This is a genomic window from Paenibacillus sp. FSL R10-2788 (assembly GCF_038003885.1).
GTDB classification, from domain to species: domain Bacteria; phylum Bacillota; class Bacilli; order Paenibacillales; family Paenibacillaceae; genus Paenibacillus_AQ; species Paenibacillus_AQ odorifer.
In genome coordinates, this window is the sequence record NZ_JBBOQA010000001.1 from 3,899,249 (window position 1) to 3,914,501 (window position 15,253).

The 15,253-nt window shown below is 45.0% G+C and carries 12 protein-coding genes; 2 read left to right on the plus strand and 10 right to left on the minus strand.

Annotated features, from left to right (window positions below):
- Positions 1–249 precede the first annotated feature (249 nt).
- Both NSQ50_RS17315 and NSQ50_RS17320 read right to left on the minus strand, forming a co-directional pair.
- Complete coding sequence (locus tag NSQ50_RS17315) at positions 250–2,556, minus strand: thiamine pyrophosphate-dependent enzyme (RefSeq protein ID WP_076103970.1); 2,307 nt, start codon at positions 2,554–2,556, stop codon at positions 250–252.
- Between the two features lie 25 nt (positions 2,557–2,581).
- A complete protein-coding gene (locus tag NSQ50_RS17320) occupies positions 2,582–3,592 on the minus strand; it encodes a 2-oxoacid:acceptor oxidoreductase family protein (RefSeq protein WP_038571642.1) in 1,011 nt (336 codons plus the stop codon).
- Between the two features lie 322 nt (positions 3,593–3,914).
- On the opposite strand from NSQ50_RS17320, the gene NSQ50_RS17325 reads away from it, so the two are divergent.
- Entirely contained in the window at positions 3,915–5,258 is a 1,344-nt protein-coding gene (locus NSQ50_RS17325; protein WP_036688050.1) for an amino acid permease, read from the plus strand.
- Positions 5,259–5,557: 299 nt separating this feature from the next.
- Positions 5,558–6,166 carry a hypothetical protein gene (locus NSQ50_RS17330; RefSeq protein WP_340949632.1) on the plus strand — a complete coding sequence of 203 codons (609 nt, stop codon included), beginning with the start codon at positions 5,558–5,560 and terminating at the stop codon, positions 6,164–6,166.
- Positions 6,167–6,434: 268 nt separating this feature from the next.
- On the opposite strand, the gene NSQ50_RS17335 is transcribed toward NSQ50_RS17330, so the two are convergent.
- The 8 genes from NSQ50_RS17335 to rhaA all read right to left on the minus strand — a co-directional run bounded on the left by NSQ50_RS17335 (position 6,435) and on the right by rhaA (position 15,244).
- Positions 6,435–7,886, minus strand: coding sequence for a nicotinate phosphoribosyltransferase (locus NSQ50_RS17335; protein ID WP_036688051.1), 1,452 nt, complete (start codon positions 7,884–7,886; stop codon positions 6,435–6,437).
- Positions 7,887–7,937: 51 nt separating this feature from the next.
- Positions 7,938–8,477 carry a cysteine hydrolase family protein gene (locus NSQ50_RS17340; protein WP_036688054.1) on the minus strand — a complete coding sequence of 180 codons (540 nt, stop codon included), beginning with the start codon at positions 8,475–8,477 and terminating at the stop codon, positions 7,938–7,940.
- 29 nt (positions 8,478–8,506) lie between these two features.
- On the minus strand, positions 8,507–9,277 hold the full coding sequence (locus NSQ50_RS17345; protein WP_036688055.1) for an NUDIX domain-containing protein: 771 nt from the start codon (positions 9,275–9,277) through the stop codon (positions 8,507–8,509).
- 242 nt (positions 9,278–9,519) lie between these two features.
- Positions 9,520–9,969 carry a RicAFT regulatory complex protein RicA family protein gene (locus NSQ50_RS17350; RefSeq protein ID WP_036688057.1) on the minus strand — a complete coding sequence of 150 codons (450 nt, stop codon included), beginning with the start codon at positions 9,967–9,969 and terminating at the stop codon, positions 9,520–9,522.
- Positions 9,970–9,994: 25 nt separating this feature from the next.
- Positions 9,995–11,581 carry a tRNA (N6-isopentenyl adenosine(37)-C2)-methylthiotransferase MiaB gene (gene miaB / locus NSQ50_RS17355; protein WP_038571650.1) on the minus strand — a complete coding sequence of 529 codons (1,587 nt, stop codon included), beginning with the start codon at positions 11,579–11,581 and terminating at the stop codon, positions 9,995–9,997.
- A gap of 273 nt (positions 11,582–11,854) precedes the next feature.
- Positions 11,855–12,949, minus strand: coding sequence for an NADH:flavin oxidoreductase (locus NSQ50_RS17360; RefSeq protein WP_076225278.1), 1,095 nt, complete (start codon positions 12,947–12,949; stop codon positions 11,855–11,857).
- Positions 12,950–13,098: 149 nt separating this feature from the next.
- Entirely contained in the window at positions 13,099–13,944 is an 846-nt protein-coding gene (rhaD, locus tag NSQ50_RS17365) for a rhamnulose-1-phosphate aldolase (protein ID WP_076225279.1), read from the minus strand.
- Positions 13,945–13,987: 43 nt separating this feature from the next.
- Entirely contained in the window at positions 13,988–15,244 is a 1,257-nt protein-coding gene (gene rhaA, locus NSQ50_RS17370; protein ID WP_076225280.1) for an L-rhamnose isomerase, read from the minus strand.
- Positions 15,245–15,253 lie beyond the last annotated feature (9 nt).

Here is a 15,253-nt window from a genome sequence, read left to right on the forward strand (position 1 = left end):
CTTAGCTTTTTCAGAAGTTTCGCGGACTCCAGTGACACTATTCCTTCAAAAAGGGTTCATATTGGGAGTTTTTAGGGCCGATAACTGCTATGCAGTCCGTTAGAATTCCAAATGGGAAAGAAGACTGTGTTTAAGGTCAGTGGTGTCCGAAAACTGTTTCTTACGCGCAAATGCTCCCTAACCACAAAAAACCCGGCAGACAAATCTGCCGGGTTTTTTCATATTTTATATGCTGGAGATAAACACATCTTATAAGTCAGGATGTTCGTGTTTTGCCTTGAGACGATTCCAACGGCGCTCAACTTCTTCTTCGAAGCTGTGCAAAGCTGGCTCATTCTCAGGTTTCAACAAGTGACGAGTTTTACCCATTGTCTTCAGCCATGCTGAGAGCTCGACACGTTTGCCCTTGTCTTCAGGATTATATGTGATATTCGTAGAACCATGCTCTACTTCATATAACGGGAAGAAGCAAGACTCAACAGCTAATGAAACGATGTTAGTGCCTTCCTTATCATCAGACATCCAGTTTAGCGGACATGCGATCAGGATTTTACCATACACCAAACCTTCGTTTTGTGCGTACCACTGTGCTTTTGCCGCTTTTTTCACCAGATCCTGCGGATAAGCCTCCGAACCCGTGAAGACATAAGGAATGTTAGTAGCCGCCATAATTTGTGCTGTATCTTTATGCTGAGTCACTTTACCTTGCTGCTGCTTGCCGATACTGGAGGTTGAAGTACGATGACCCAGTGGTGTCGAATAGGACTGCTGTGCTCCAGTATTCATGTAACCCTCGTTATCGTACTCTACAATAATCATTTTGTGACCACGCAGTGCAGCTCCAATTGCCGGTCCCATCCCGATGTCCATACCGCCATCTCCGGTTACCATAACAAACGTAAAGTCCTCTTTAAGCCCTAGTCCATCCAGCTCACCGCGACGTTTGCGTTCCCAGAACATCTCTACGACACCGGACAAGGTAGCCGCTCCATTTTGGAAAAGATTATGGATAAACGTTGATTTATGGGAGGAATACGGGTACCCCGTAGTCGTTACCATGGCACAGCCTGTATGATAAAGTGCGACGATATCCCCTTCAATCCCTTTGAAGAAAGTCTCTAGTCCTGAGAAAATCCCACAACCCGGACACGCACCATGCCCTGGGGAGAGCCGTTTAGGTTTCTTCGTCAAGCTGCGCAGCGGCGGAATCCGTACGCTTAATTTGCCCGTTGCTTCATCCTGTTTCACAGTGATCAAGCCTGTCTTCAGTGAGTCAAAGTCCATTGGCTTCAGAAGACGTTGTGGAGCTTTATCAGGTGTACCCGGATTGTGGCCGTAATAATCAAATGGTATGTCTACTCGATCTGCAGCAACAGCATCAATTGCTAATTGGAAAAATGCATGACCATCTTCTGCGTAGAAGTCCTTACCACCCAAACCGTAAATACGGCTTATTACTTTAGTCGTAGTGTTGCCATATGTGAACAGGGCTGCCTTAATTTCATTGACCATGTTACCACCGTGTCCGCCAACAGAATCTGCGCGGTCACCAACGGTGATTGCTTTAACGTTTTTCAGCGCTTCAGCAATTTGCTTCTGTGGGAAAGGACGGATCATATTCGGCGAGATTGCACCGGCTTTGATTCCTTGCAAACGAAGCTGATCTACAACATCCTTAATAATCTCAGAGGCAGAATTCATCAAGAATACGGCTACTTCAGCATCTTCCATCCGATATTCCTCGATCATTGGATAATAACGTCCGGTTAACTCAGCAAATTCCTTCGCGATTTCTTCAAAAACTTCACCCGCATTGTACATAGCTACGGACTGTTGATAACGGTTGTTAATATAGTCAGGTTCGTTCATATAAGGGCCAACGGTTACCGGATTATTGCGGTCTAAAGTATCGGTGAAACCTGTTGGAGGTTGTGCTCCAACAAATTTATGAACATCCTCCCGATGAGTAAAGGCCTGTACGCGGCGCTTCTGGTGGGAAGTGAAATATCCATCTGAGGCCACCATTACCGGAAGACGAACTTTAGCATGTTCAGCAAGCTTCAATGCCATTAGATTCATATCATAAACAGATTGTGGATCCCGGCACATTAAAATTGGCCAACCTGTATTCAGGGCAAAATACAAATCAGAATGATCCCCGTGAATATTCAGCGGTCCAGAGATCGAACGGCAGATTAGATTCATAACCATAGGCATACGCGTACCAGCTTGTACAGGCAATTGCTCAAGCATGAACATATAACCTTGGGCACTGGTAGCATTAAATACACGTCCGCCAGCCGTTGAAGCGCCATAACAGATTCCAGCAGAGCTATGCTCGCCATCTGACGGAATCAGCATAATATCATGCTGTCCGTTCGCTTTCATCGTATCAAGAAATTGCGCTACTTCTGTCGATGGAGAAATCGGAAAATACCCCATTACATGATAATTAATCTGATGAGCAGCATAAGCTGCCATTTCATTGCCGGATTCATATAGGAATTTCTGCTCTACTTTAGCAGAGCCTACTTCTTTTTCATAATCTATTGCCACGTGTATTCCACCTTTCCTCCGTTAATTAGGCCTCAGTAACGAGATCAAAAATATGCCGGACCGTATGACTCTCTGCGTAGCCTTCTTCCTCACGTTCGCCAGACAAGGCAGTTGTAGGACAAGCTTCTACACATTTTAAACAGCCTTTACAGTATTGGTAATCAATACCTTGCAGGAACATTTGTGGACGCCCCTTCTTATCAGGCTGCTCATCCCAAACAAAACACAGATCAGGACACACCGTATCGCACTGCGCACAATGAATACAATCCTCCTGCTTAAAATGAGGCAGCAAACCGGAGCGAGAAATGCTCAAGTTCTTTAAAAAGCTGCTCCCAGGATTCGTAATGGTACCGCCGATAGGCTGTGTTTCATAACCCAATGCGGAAATATCAGACCGCACGAATTCAGGCATTGTCACGCCCGCAGGCAGTGGAAAATGCATAAACTTAACTTCATTAAATCCACGGTCGAAAGTAGTCAGCGCTGACTGTACTGCCTGTGGATACTTTTTGCCTAGTGATTTCTCTATAACGCCTTTCATAATTTCAGGGTCCAAGAAATCACACATCCGGAACAACGCGCCCAGCATCGCCATATTAACGCGGTTTTTCTCATCTAAGGCGATAGTTGTAGCATCAACGACTGCAATAGTTCCTGCCATCATATTCAGGGAGGATTTCAATTCCTCCGGCGATTTTGCTGAGTTTACCAATACTGTGCTATGTTCATAAATTCCGCTAATTACGTTAACTGTCTTTGCTAGTGCTTCGTGAAATACCCCAACAACATGCGGGCGCTCAACCGGAGACGTGTCACGAATAGGTGTGTTCAAATCACAAAACCGGATATGCGCTTTTACCGCTGATCCCTTCTTCTCCGAACCATATGACGAAAAGCTGACCCCATTCATTCCAGCACCGACAACACCTGCTTCCGCAAGCATTTTACCAGCCAGGTTCGCACCCAACCCTCCAATTGACTCCAGACGAATCTCAAAAAATCCGAGCTCGTTCACTTTTGGTAACTGTACCACCGACATAGCCCCTTTCAGAATGTCATCTAGTATAATATCCTTTTGACTTTTTCAACGATTGTAACTTGATTTCGCAAGACGCGAAGTGACAAATCTTGCATTTTCCAAGTGTTGCCTAAGCTTATTTATCTACTTTCATTTAGCAATAAAATTAAAAATTAAGATGTTAAATTCATCACATTGTTCATGATAAATATCACACACCGATGAAAAATCACCTCTATTTCTGCAAATGTGTATCATTTATACTTTTCAACTAGTCCATTTCAGGATAAACTGATTCTTGGTGTAATTTTTTGAACCTACTTAGGAGGCATTAAATGTGAAGTCAAACGAAGCATCATTACAGAAAAAATTGCTTCCACGGCATATCAGCTTTATGGCGATGGGCGGCGTAATCGGTACGGGGATTTTCAAAGGAAGCTCTGAGACGATAAGCATTGCTGGACCAGGGGTTGTTCTCTCCTATGTATTGGCAGGCTTGCTGCTACTAGTCGTTATGGGTGCAATTGCCGAAATGGCCACGGTATACCCGAACAAAAATATGAAGGAATTCATTCGCGAGGCTTTTGGAGAACGGCTCTCCTTTATCGTGGGTTGGCTATATTGCTTCATGTGGTTGACTGTCTGCGTGATCGAAGTGCTGGCGGCAGGAAGCTTCTTGCAATACTGGTTACCGGATGTTCCGTTATGGCTACTGAGTCTAGCAAGTGGTGCTTTAATTATTGGCATCAATATGATGAGTGTAAGCGGTTATGGAGAGACGGAGTTTTGGTTAGCAGGAATCAAAATAGCTATGATTATCATCTTTATTATTCTGGGAGCTGCATTATTGTTTGGGCTATTGCCTATGTCTGAAGGGACTCCCTATTTAAGTAATTTTACGGATTATGGCGGATTATTCCCACAAGGCTGGACACCTATCTTCTCTGCCCTTCTGGTCGTCATGTTCTCCTACGGCGGATCTGAGCTGATTGGACTAACTTTAACAGAAACTCAAGATGCAGAAAAAGTGTTGCCTAGAGTTGTCAAAAGCTTCATTTTGCGCGTTATTCTGTTCTATACGATTCCAATTCTGATCATCTGTGGGTTAATTCCTTGGAATCAGCTTAACGAGCATACCAGCCCCTTTGTGCAGGTTTTAGCAGCTACAGGACTTAAGGGTGCTGACCATGTTATGAACTTCATACTGATTACAGCTGTGCTCTCTGCTGCTAACTCCGGTATCTATGGCGCCACACGGATGTTGCACTCTTTGGCTTCACAGGGTGAAGCTCCACGTAGCTTAGCAAAGACCTCAGCAAAAGGTGTGCCGATCAACAGTCTTAAACTTTGCGCTATAGTTCTTTTTGTTGGTTCTATGTTAGCGTACTTCGCACAGGATGGACTTTTCCGGCTGCTGATGGCTGTTCCCGGCTTCGTAGTAAGCTTGGTATGGATCAGCATCTGTCTATCACAGCTGAAGCTGCGGAAAACCTATCCTAAAGAGCCAAGCTTTAAAGTCTGGGGCTTTCCTTATATAACGATTTTGACACTTATCTGTTTGTCGGTTATTACGATTTCCTTTCTTTTCGACACTCAGAACCGGATCAGCATAGGCACATGTCTGGGCTTCCTGCTGATGCTTACCATCTGGTCATTCGCGAAATTCCGGAAGAAGAACTAAACTAAATTGCTCGCATTGACATGTAAAAAGGTGTATCCAACGTTCTACGCGATCGCGTAGAATGGTGATACACCTTTTCTTATGGGATCGTTGATTCGCCTACTCGCACCGGATTCGTCCCGTTCTACGGGATTTATACCGTTGATTTACCTCCTCACACCGGATGCGCCTCATTCTACGGGATTTATACCGTTGATTTATCTACTCGCACCGGACGAGCCACATTCTACGGGATTTATACCGTTCATTTATCTACTCGCAACGGATTCGCCTCATTCTACGGGATTTATACCGTTGATTTGCCTACTCGCACCGGATTCGCCTCATTCTACGGGATTTATACCGTAGATTTGCCTAATCGCACCGGATGCGCTCCATTCTACGGGATTTATACCGTTGATTTGCCTACTCACACCGGATTCGCCACATTCTGCGGGAGATATACCGTTAATTTGCCTAATCGCACCGGATTCGCCACATTCTGCGGGATTTATACCGTTGATTTATCTACTCGCAACGGATTCGGCTCATTCTACGGGATTTATACCGTAGATTTGCCCACTCGTACCGGATTCGCCTCATTCTACGGGATTTATACCGTAGATTTGCCTACTCACACCGGATTCGCCTCATTCTACGGGATTTATACCGTAGATTTGCCTACTCGCAACGGATTCGCCACATTCTGCGGGAGATATACCGTTAATTTGCCTAATCGCACCGGATGCGCTCCATTCTACGGGATTTATACCGTTGATTTGCCTACTCACACCGGATTCGCCTCATTCTGCGGGATTTATACCGTTGATTTACCTACTCGCACCGGACGAGCGACATTCTACGGGATTTATACCGTTGATTTGCCTACTCACACGGATTCGGCTCATTCTGCGGGATTTATACCGTAGATTTGCTCACTCGCACCGGGTTCGCCTCATTCTACGGGATTTACTTATTCTTTTGGGTTTATGGTAATTTGTCGATATACTTTAACTAGTGTTCTGTTGCACAAAATGCAACGAAAGCCAAATCAAATATACGCGGACAAACTAGCTTAATATACTTTCAGAAAATAAACTCGCGGCGTTCGAAGTTAACAAACGCAAGCTTCACCCAAACGCAAAAAAGCACGGGAATCTAATCCTCCCGTGCTTCTTTCCATCGAAACTACAAAATCTACTCGATCTCCGGCTGAATATGCTCCGCGATCAATTGTTGCTTGTTGGTCCAGACCTTCTCACTCAGATTCACCCGGTACACCTCAGGATTGAGCTTACGCAGATATTCCGGCCAGAACAGATCCTTCTGCTCCCGATGGTAACGGCGAACTTCATTCAGATCCGGCAAAGTATAGACCTGGAAGCCGTTCACATAGATCGGCTCAAGCATAGGCAGCGCTTCATAGCGCTCCACATACTTGTGCATGTATGGATGCAGCGGATTAAACAGCTTCACCCGACCGCCGTTGCGCGGAGCTTCCTCTTCCGGGAAGCAGATATAATCTGCTAGCGCTTTGCCATTTTTCCCGATAATCCGGAATACGTCCTTGCTGCCTGGCGTGGATACTTTTTCAGGGTTAGAAGAAATCTTGATCGTCGGTACCATTTCTCCCGTTGCGGACTCAATTTCTACCAGCTTATAGACCCCACCCAAAGAGGGTTGATCCGAAGCCGTAATCAATTGTGTGCCTACGCCCCACGTGTCGATGGCTGCACCTTGCAGCTTCAGATCCATGATTGTATTCTCATCCAAATCATTGGATGCCACAATCTTCACATAATCGAGCCCAGCTTCATCCAGCATGTTCCGCGCCTGCCGGGATAGATAGGCTAAGTCACCGCTGTCTAAGCGGATACCGATCATCTTTTTACCTTGAGCTTCAAGCTTTTTGGCGGTTCTAATCGCATTCGGCACACCACTGCGCAACGTATCGAAGGTATCAACTAATAGTGTAACTTCATCAGGCATCACCTTGGCATAAGCATCAAAAGCTTCCTGCTCGCTGCTGAAGCTCTGAACCCAAGAATGCGCATGTGTACCTTTGGTAGGGATGCCAAACATTTTACCTGCCAGCATGTTAGAGGTTGCATCAAAGCCGCCGATATAAGCCGCTCTAGCGCCCCAGACCGCCGCATCCGCTTCTTGTGCCCGTCGGGTACCAAACTCCAGCAGAATATCATTCGGAGCCACCTGCTTAATTCGGGAAGCCTTCGTAGCGATCAGCGTCTGGTAGTTCATGAAGTTCAGAATGGCGGTCTCCACCAGCTGCGCTTCCATGATCGTCCCTTCCACACGGATTAGTGGCTCATCCGGAAAAATCAACGCCCCTTCTTTCATCGAATAAACGTTGCCCTGAAAATGAAATTGCAGCAATTCTTCCAAAAAAGCGGGAGCGTAATTTTCTTCTTGCTCCGACAAGTAACGGATATCATCTTCGGTGAAACGCAAACCGCCGATGTACCCAACGATACGCTCTAATCCTGCGAACACGGCATAGCCGTTTCCGAAAGGTAACTTGCGGAAATAAGCTTCAAATACAGCTTTTCGCTTATGGCTTCCATTCACCCAGTGAGCATACATCATATTGATCTGATATTTATCTGTATGTAGCGCAAGTTCTCTCTTCAAGTCCTCATCTCCTAATATCCACGTTGCTGTATGTGTATGTTTTTTATAGTATTATGCCTTAACAACGTCTGCTCCTAAACTTCCCCGGAAATGATTTAGTGCCCATTTATGTCCATCCGCGTTGAAGCTGGCGACCGCATCTTCGTGCACAGTAATAATAAAACCTTTGTTATATGCATCCACCGCAGTGTGCAAAACACATATATCTGTACATACACCAATCAAATGAAGGTCAGTAATGCCACGTTCCCGCAGCTTGATCTCTAGATCGGTTCCACTAAAAGCGCTATATCGAGTTTTGTCCATCCAATAGATGGAATCCTGGTCAGCTTCATAAACAGTTTTCAGACTTCCATAAAGCTCCCGCCCCTCAGTCCCTCGTACATTGTGAGTTGGAAACAGTTTACTCTCAGGATGATAAGGATCATTGTCTTCATGTAAATCTACAGCCATTACAACATAATCGCCATTTTGGACAAACTCAGATGTTAATTGGCTGATTCTTGGCTCGATGTCGATTGCAGGCTGCCCAACCGGTAAATTCCCATTGACAAAATCATTGGTAAAGTCAATTACTATTAGTGCTCTCATGAGAATCGTCCCTCCCCTGATTTAAGACACTACGTATAAATGGACAACAATGGCTCGTGATCTGTAAACATATACAGCTGAGCCGGGCGTTGTGAGTATTGATTAGAGCTTAGTGCATTGCCCTCTTCATCTCTCACTTCTTTTAATATACCCTGACGGCTGCGTGTTGACGTGATTTTACGAATAAAATTTGGCTCTTTAAATTCCGGCACTACTGTCTGAATCACCTGATAAAGCTCACTTAGCGTAAAATGTCTAGGCAAAAACTGTCTTGCTATCGTTGTCTGCAGCATTTGCTGTTGGATACGTACGTATGCATCCTTGATAATTTCATGGTGGTCAAAAGCGAGCTCCAGTTCTTCTAACGCTTCCTGCAACGTAAATAAACCCACTTCACCCGCATCGTCGGAAGCTTGTCTTTGCTCCAGCATCCACTCTTCTACTAAGGCGAAAAAGGCATGGCTGATAATCCATCCCCGAGGGTCGCGGCCAGGTGTACTATAAACTCCAAGATATTCTAAGTGACCTCCATCGACACCGGTCTCTTCTTTCAGCTCACGAGTTGCAGCATCATAAATAGACTCATCTTCCTGACAGAATCCGCCTGGTAGAGCCCACATGCCTGCACATGGCCATTTTTTCCGTCTAATTAACATTACCTTCAATTCACGTAAAGGCAGCGTCTTAGTGACCGTCTTCCGTTCGCGTTTGGTCAGTGTAAACATTACAATGTCGGCCGGAACACCATCCGGTGTACGATATTTTTTGGCGTTATAGGTTAATTCCCCATTGTCGCTCATAATTGCCCCATCCTTTTCCGAAGCTGTAGTTTTACTTATTCGTATCTTTAAATGTACCAAACATGTTCTTCATAAATCAACAGCTAAATTCCATTATTTTACATTATCCTACAAAAAAGACTATATGAGAAACGACCTTGTCGTTGAATTATAAGGATTATGTATATTCTTGAATCTTACTTCTACCTCTTATATTGAAATAAAGGGACGGATCTGCATCCGCCCCCTGAACTGAGTGTGGGTTATCCGCATGTGGTCGGAGGCGCTTCGGTGCCGGCTTCCACATTTATTTTTTCCGAAACGGTATCTCTAATCACGGAAATTACTAGCTGGAGCAAATAATTAATATCGCTCTGGCTTTGCTGAAATTCATTGACGACAGGAATACCGTCGATCTCATCTTGCAGCACTTCAATTTCACGTTCAATTTTGGCGACCATATCTTTATTATTGAAGCTTTCGAAGGCCACGATTTCTTTTTGTTTTTTCTTAATGGTTGCAATCAGTCCTTGCACACGCTCGTGATTAAGAATTTTTTGCTCCGCCTGCTGAAAATGGCGAACCTCTTCGCTGGTTGAGATTAATGACGCTAATTCTTTAGCTTTGCCCATAATATCCTCGCGAACGATCAGATCACGGGTATTATAAGTCTTCATTCCATATTTATTCAACCGTTGTTCTTCTGTACTCATTAGTCATCTCCCCATTCGTATGTGATTAATGAACAGCTGCGGCCTCAACCACAATATCCCCTTTAATGTACCATGTTTTGGTATCTGTAATTCTCACGTTTACAAATGTGCCGATAAGCTCCTTCGGACCTTCAAAATGGACCAGCTTGTTAGCGCGGGAACGGCCAGAAAGGACTTCGGAGTTATTCTTACTCTCCCCTTCTACCAGCACCTCTACAACTTCACCCAGCATCCGGTCATTAATGATCCGGCTGTTCTCCTTGATGAGATCATTTAATCTTTGCAGACGTTCACTCTTCACCGACATCGGTACATTATCTTCCATAGCGGCTGCTGGTGTACCCTCCCGCGGAGAATAAATGAACGTATATGCCATATCATACCCAACCTCACGCACAAGCGATAGGGTATCTTCAAATTGCTCATCAGTCTCCCCAGGGAAACCAACGATAATATCGGTACTTAATACAGCATTCGGCACACTTATCTTAATCTTACGCACTAATTCCAGGTAAGCTTCCCGGGTATATTTACGGCTCATTTTCTTAAGAACGGCAGTACTTCCCGATTGTACCGGCAGATGGATATGCTCCACCAAGTTGCCGCCTTTGCCTAGAACCTCAATCAATTTATCGTCAAAATCCCGCGGATGCGATGTCATGAAGCGAATGCGCGGAATATCAATCAGGCGCATATCATCCATCAGGTTACCGAAAGTGTAATCAATGTCTGTAAAATCTTTACCGTAAGCATTTACGTTCTGCCCCAGTAACGTTACTTCCTTGAAGCCTTGGCGGGCAAGCTCTCTCACCTCAGCGATAACGTCCTCTGGACGACGACTGCGTTCTTTACCGCGCGTAAACGGTACGATGCAATACGTGCAGAACTTATCACAGCCATACATAATGTTCACCCAAGCGCGCATGCCTTCCCGCTTCTTCGGCAAGTTCTCAATAATGTCGCCTTCTTTAGACCATACCTCAACCACAAGCTCTTTACTAAATACCGCTTCTTTAATGAGGTGTGGCAATCTGTGAATATTATGCGTACCGAAGATCATATCCACGAAGCCATGCTTTGACATAATCCGGTTGACTACGCCTTCCTCTTGGGACATGCAACCGCATACCCCTAACAACAGACCCGGCTTCTCGATCTTCAGGTTCTTAAGATGTCCTAGCTCTCCAAATACCTTATCCTCGGCGTTCTCCCGAATCGCACAAGTATTCAGCAAAATGAGATCCGCGTCATTACGGTCAGCGACACTGCGGTAGCCCATCTGTTCCAATAGGCCCTTCATCGTTTCCGTGTCATGCTCATTCATTTGGCAGCCATAAGTCGTTATATGATAATATTTGCCCACTCCGAAATTCTGCATCTCTTCAGGAATCTCGAAATCATAATGCACTTCTATTTCTTCCTTGCCGCGCCGTTTTCCTTCTTTATAGTCAGGCTGGCTATTAATTTGCACATTTCTTCCTTTAATCCGGTAAGTAACCTTACCTTCTTCTTCACTAATTACCTTTGCATCACTAAAATCAAAATATTTCGAATAATCCTTAGAACCCTTGCCGGATTTTAAGTCCGGTGAGTTGTGGTTCCCCTTTGTCATGCTGTTTTCACGTCCTCTATTGTTCAACAATTATTTTTATACTTTGCTAATTTAAAATTATAACATAATGCTGGCCTAACATAGAAGTGCCCGATCTATTAATGATGTAAAGGAGCGTTGCATATCGACAAAAAAATACCCCGCCAACGTTTGGCAGGGTCAAGTTCTATCATATTAAGGGGGGTATGCTACTATTATAAGCAGATACACTACTCTTGAAACAGTTATACAACCTCTTACCTAAAAAAATAGTCATTGTATATTCTGCTAGTTTTAGTAAAGAGTGTTCGTCGCTTCAGGAGTAAATGGGATGATTTCGTCTATCGCTCCGCTTTGTACTTTGGCGGGCCAAGCCGGATCGCTAATAAGCGCTCTGCCCACTGCAACCAAATCAAACTCCTCCCGACCGAACCTTTCAGTTAACTCATCGATATTATCCGTAGGCTTCTGAGCTTTATCTTCTGCGAAGAAATCGCTTTGCAGGCCAATAGAGCCCACTATAATACACGGCTTCCCGGTAAACTTCTTAGTCCACCCAGCTAAATTAAGATCAGAGCCAGCAAATTCAGGTTGACTGAAGCGTCGGGTCGAGCAATGAAAAATATCTACACCCGCTTCGCTAAGCGGTGCCAGGAAACTCGCAAGTTCTTCTGAAGTCTTCGCCAGCTTCTCATCATACGCCCCCAACTTCCATTGGGAAAAGCGCAGCACGATTGGGAAGTCTGGTCCAACCGCTTGACGGCATGCTTTAATGATCTCGACAGCGAATGTTGTTCTTCCTACCAAATCGCCACCGTAACGATCGGTACGTTTATTCGTTCTATCCCAGAAGAACTGGTCTATCAGATACCCATGAGCGCCATGCAGCTCGATGCCATCAAAGCCAACGCTTTTGGCATTTGCCGCCGCTTGAGCGAAGGCTGTTACTAAGCTTTCAACCTCTTCTGTGGTCAGCGGCTCTGTCACCGGCTCACCTGCTAAATTCAGTCCCGAAGGGCCTACAGGAAGGGCTTCTACGTTAGGATACTCGCCGATTGTACGCGCCATCCCCACATGCCAAAGCTGCGGGATGATCTTGCCCCCAGCTGCGTGAACCTCTTCCACAACCTTCTTCCAGCCTTCTAAAGATGCTTCTTCATGTATATTAGGAATATCTTGGTGACTGACAGCCGCTGGATGATTTACCGCAGTACCCTCAGTAACAATTAATCCCACTCCACCCTCTGCACGTCTACGATAATAAGCGGCAACATTGCTTCCCGGCACACCATTCGGAGACTGCGCGCGTGTCATCGGCGCCATTACAAATCGGTTCGACAGCGAAAGATTCCCCACTTGAAAAGGTGAAAATAGTTGCTCTGTATTCATATGTTACCTCCAATTTATTAATTGATTACTTTAAGTAAGCTTATTATCTACCCAAAAGATGGGAAATGCAAATTTTAAGAAAAAGACAAAAAAAACCGGACCTCGCAGAATCTACGAATGCCCGGTTTTCACCAAATTATAATGACTCTCTAGACTTCAAGAATCCCCGCTTTAGGTGTAACTCCAAATGCTTTAGCTAAATCCCATAGCTGTTGGTCTGTGATCTTTTGTTTGATTTCTCTACCGCCAATCAAGTTGTAGATCGTTGCAGCCTTTTCAACCGTTTCTACTAGACCAAAGGTAGCATCCATGGTGGAGCCCGTGCCAAAAATCCCATGCTGCGGCCAGATGACTAAACGGTGATCCTTCATTTTTTTGGCAGTCTCACGGCCGATCTCACTGCTGCCCGGAACAATCCACGGAATAACGCTGACCCCATCAGGGAAAACAACAAGGCACTCTGTGCACATTTCCCATAGTGTTTTGGTAAACTTCAGTTCGTCCAGATCATGCGTGAAGGTCATCGCGATAACATTTGTAGCATGTGTATGCAGCACGATACGGTGTGTGGGATCTACTTTCAAGCGTTCAATATGACTCATAAAATGCGAAGCGAGCTCACTCGTAGGAACTGCACCATTCCGCAATCCCCACAATACTTCCACACTTTCGCCATTGCCGCTAACCCTTAACACACCCAGATTCGCTTCAGGGTCTTTAATCACATTTCTGAAATATTTGCCCGAACCTGTTACGATAAAATACTTGCCTGCTAATTCTTTTACCGGAAAGGTGAGTTTGATCGTGCGCAACGGCTCCAGTACATTAATATACTTAGCCACCTCATTCTCATCCAGCAAATAGCTGACATTCCCACCATTCAGTTCATCCCAGCCAAGCTCCCACATATGACGGGTGATCTCTGACATTTCCTGAATAAATGGAGCTTCACTGCTGGCAATATAACCTTTTGACTCTAACAAGGATGTACCCATAGTCTATTCTCTCCTTTGTATTTGCTGCTCTCCGTATCCACTTTTATCTTAAAGACAAAACGTCCTGTTCATAATTTTTGACTTCAGTAAGCCATTGCTCACGCACCGGTGTACCTTGTGATGCACAGTAGTAATCCCAGACCGCTCCAAACGGATACGATTTGAACTCTTCTACCACAGCAAGACGTGAAGTATAATCCCCGGACTGCTCGATTTGCTTAAGTTCTTCCACGGGTTCCAGCATCGCACGCAGCAACGCCTTAATAGTGTTGCGGGTGCCAATGACCCATGCCGCGAGATGATTGATACTGCCATCAAAGAAATCCAATCCAATATTTGTACGAGGAAGTAAATCCCCGCGAACTAATTCACGGGCGATTTCCAGCAGCTCATCATCCATCGTTACCACATGGTCACTGTCCCAGCGGACAGGTCTGCTAACATGCAGCAGCAGCTGCTCACTGAACATCAGAATCGAAGATAATTTATTCGAAATCACTTCTGTAGGATGAAAATGTCCCGCATCCAGACAGATTGCTTTTCCATTTGTTAAACCATAACCCATATAGAATTCATGAGAGCCAACCACATAACTTTCAGAGCCAATTCCAAACAGTTTACTTTCCAAGGCATCCATATTATAAAGCGGATCTATTTCCTGACTAAAAATCTCATCCAACGACTCTTTTAAACGTACTCTTGGAGCTAGCCGATCTACTGGCGTATCTTTATAACCGTCTGGAATCCAAAAATTCGTCACACAAGGCTGACCCAGCTCCCGCCCAAAATGCTCAGCGATCGTACGTGAAGCTTTACAGTGTCTGATCCAGAAATCCCGAATCTCCGCGTCCGAATGACTGAGAGTGAATCCATCGGCTGCTTTCGGATGTGAGAAACAAGTAGGGTTAAAATCAAGCCCTAAGCCCTGCTCCTTCGCCCAATCCACCCAGGATTGAAAATGTCGTGGCTCTAGTTCATCCAAATCTACAGGTTCATCTGTATCTGCGTAAATAGCATGCAGGTTAACCTTATGTTTACCAGGAATAAGAGATAACGCCTTTTCTAAATCTTGACGTAGTTCATCTGGTGTACCCGCCCGGCCCGGATAACTTCCCGTTACCGCAATGCCCCCGCTTAGTTCTTTTTCCTTAAAAAGAAAACCTTTTACATCATCACCCTGCCAGCAATGTATGGAAATTTTAATTTGCGCGAGTCGCTCCAGCACTTTATCCACATCAATACCGTGGGTGGCGTATAGTTTTTTGGCTTCGTTATAGCTAGTGATAATGCTCTGATCCATGCTGTTTAT

Coding starts and splice junctions, on each gene's coding strand:
- NSQ50_RS17340 (WP_036688054.1), bottom strand. CDS start 8,477: ATGAGAGCACTAATAGTAATTGACTTTACCAATGATTTTGTCAATGGG.
- NSQ50_RS17345 (WP_036688055.1), bottom strand. CDS start 9,277: ATGAGCGACAATGGGGAATTAACCTATAACGCCAAAAAATATCGTACA.
- NSQ50_RS17350 (WP_036688057.1), bottom strand. CDS start 9,969: ATGAGTACAGAAGAACAACGGTTGAATAAATATGGAATGAAGACTTAT.
- miaB (WP_038571650.1), bottom strand. CDS start 11,581: ATGACAAAGGGGAACCACAACTCACCGGACTTAAAATCCGGCAAGGGT.
- NSQ50_RS17360 (WP_076225278.1), bottom strand. CDS start 12,949: ATGAATACAGAGCAACTATTTTCACCTTTTCAAGTGGGGAATCTTTCG.
- rhaD (WP_076225279.1), bottom strand. CDS start 13,944: ATGGGTACATCCTTGTTAGAGTCAAAAGGTTATATTGCCAGCAGTGAA.
- rhaA (WP_076225280.1), bottom strand. CDS start 15,244: ATGGATCAGAGCATTATCACTAGCTATAACGAAGCCAAAAAACTATAC.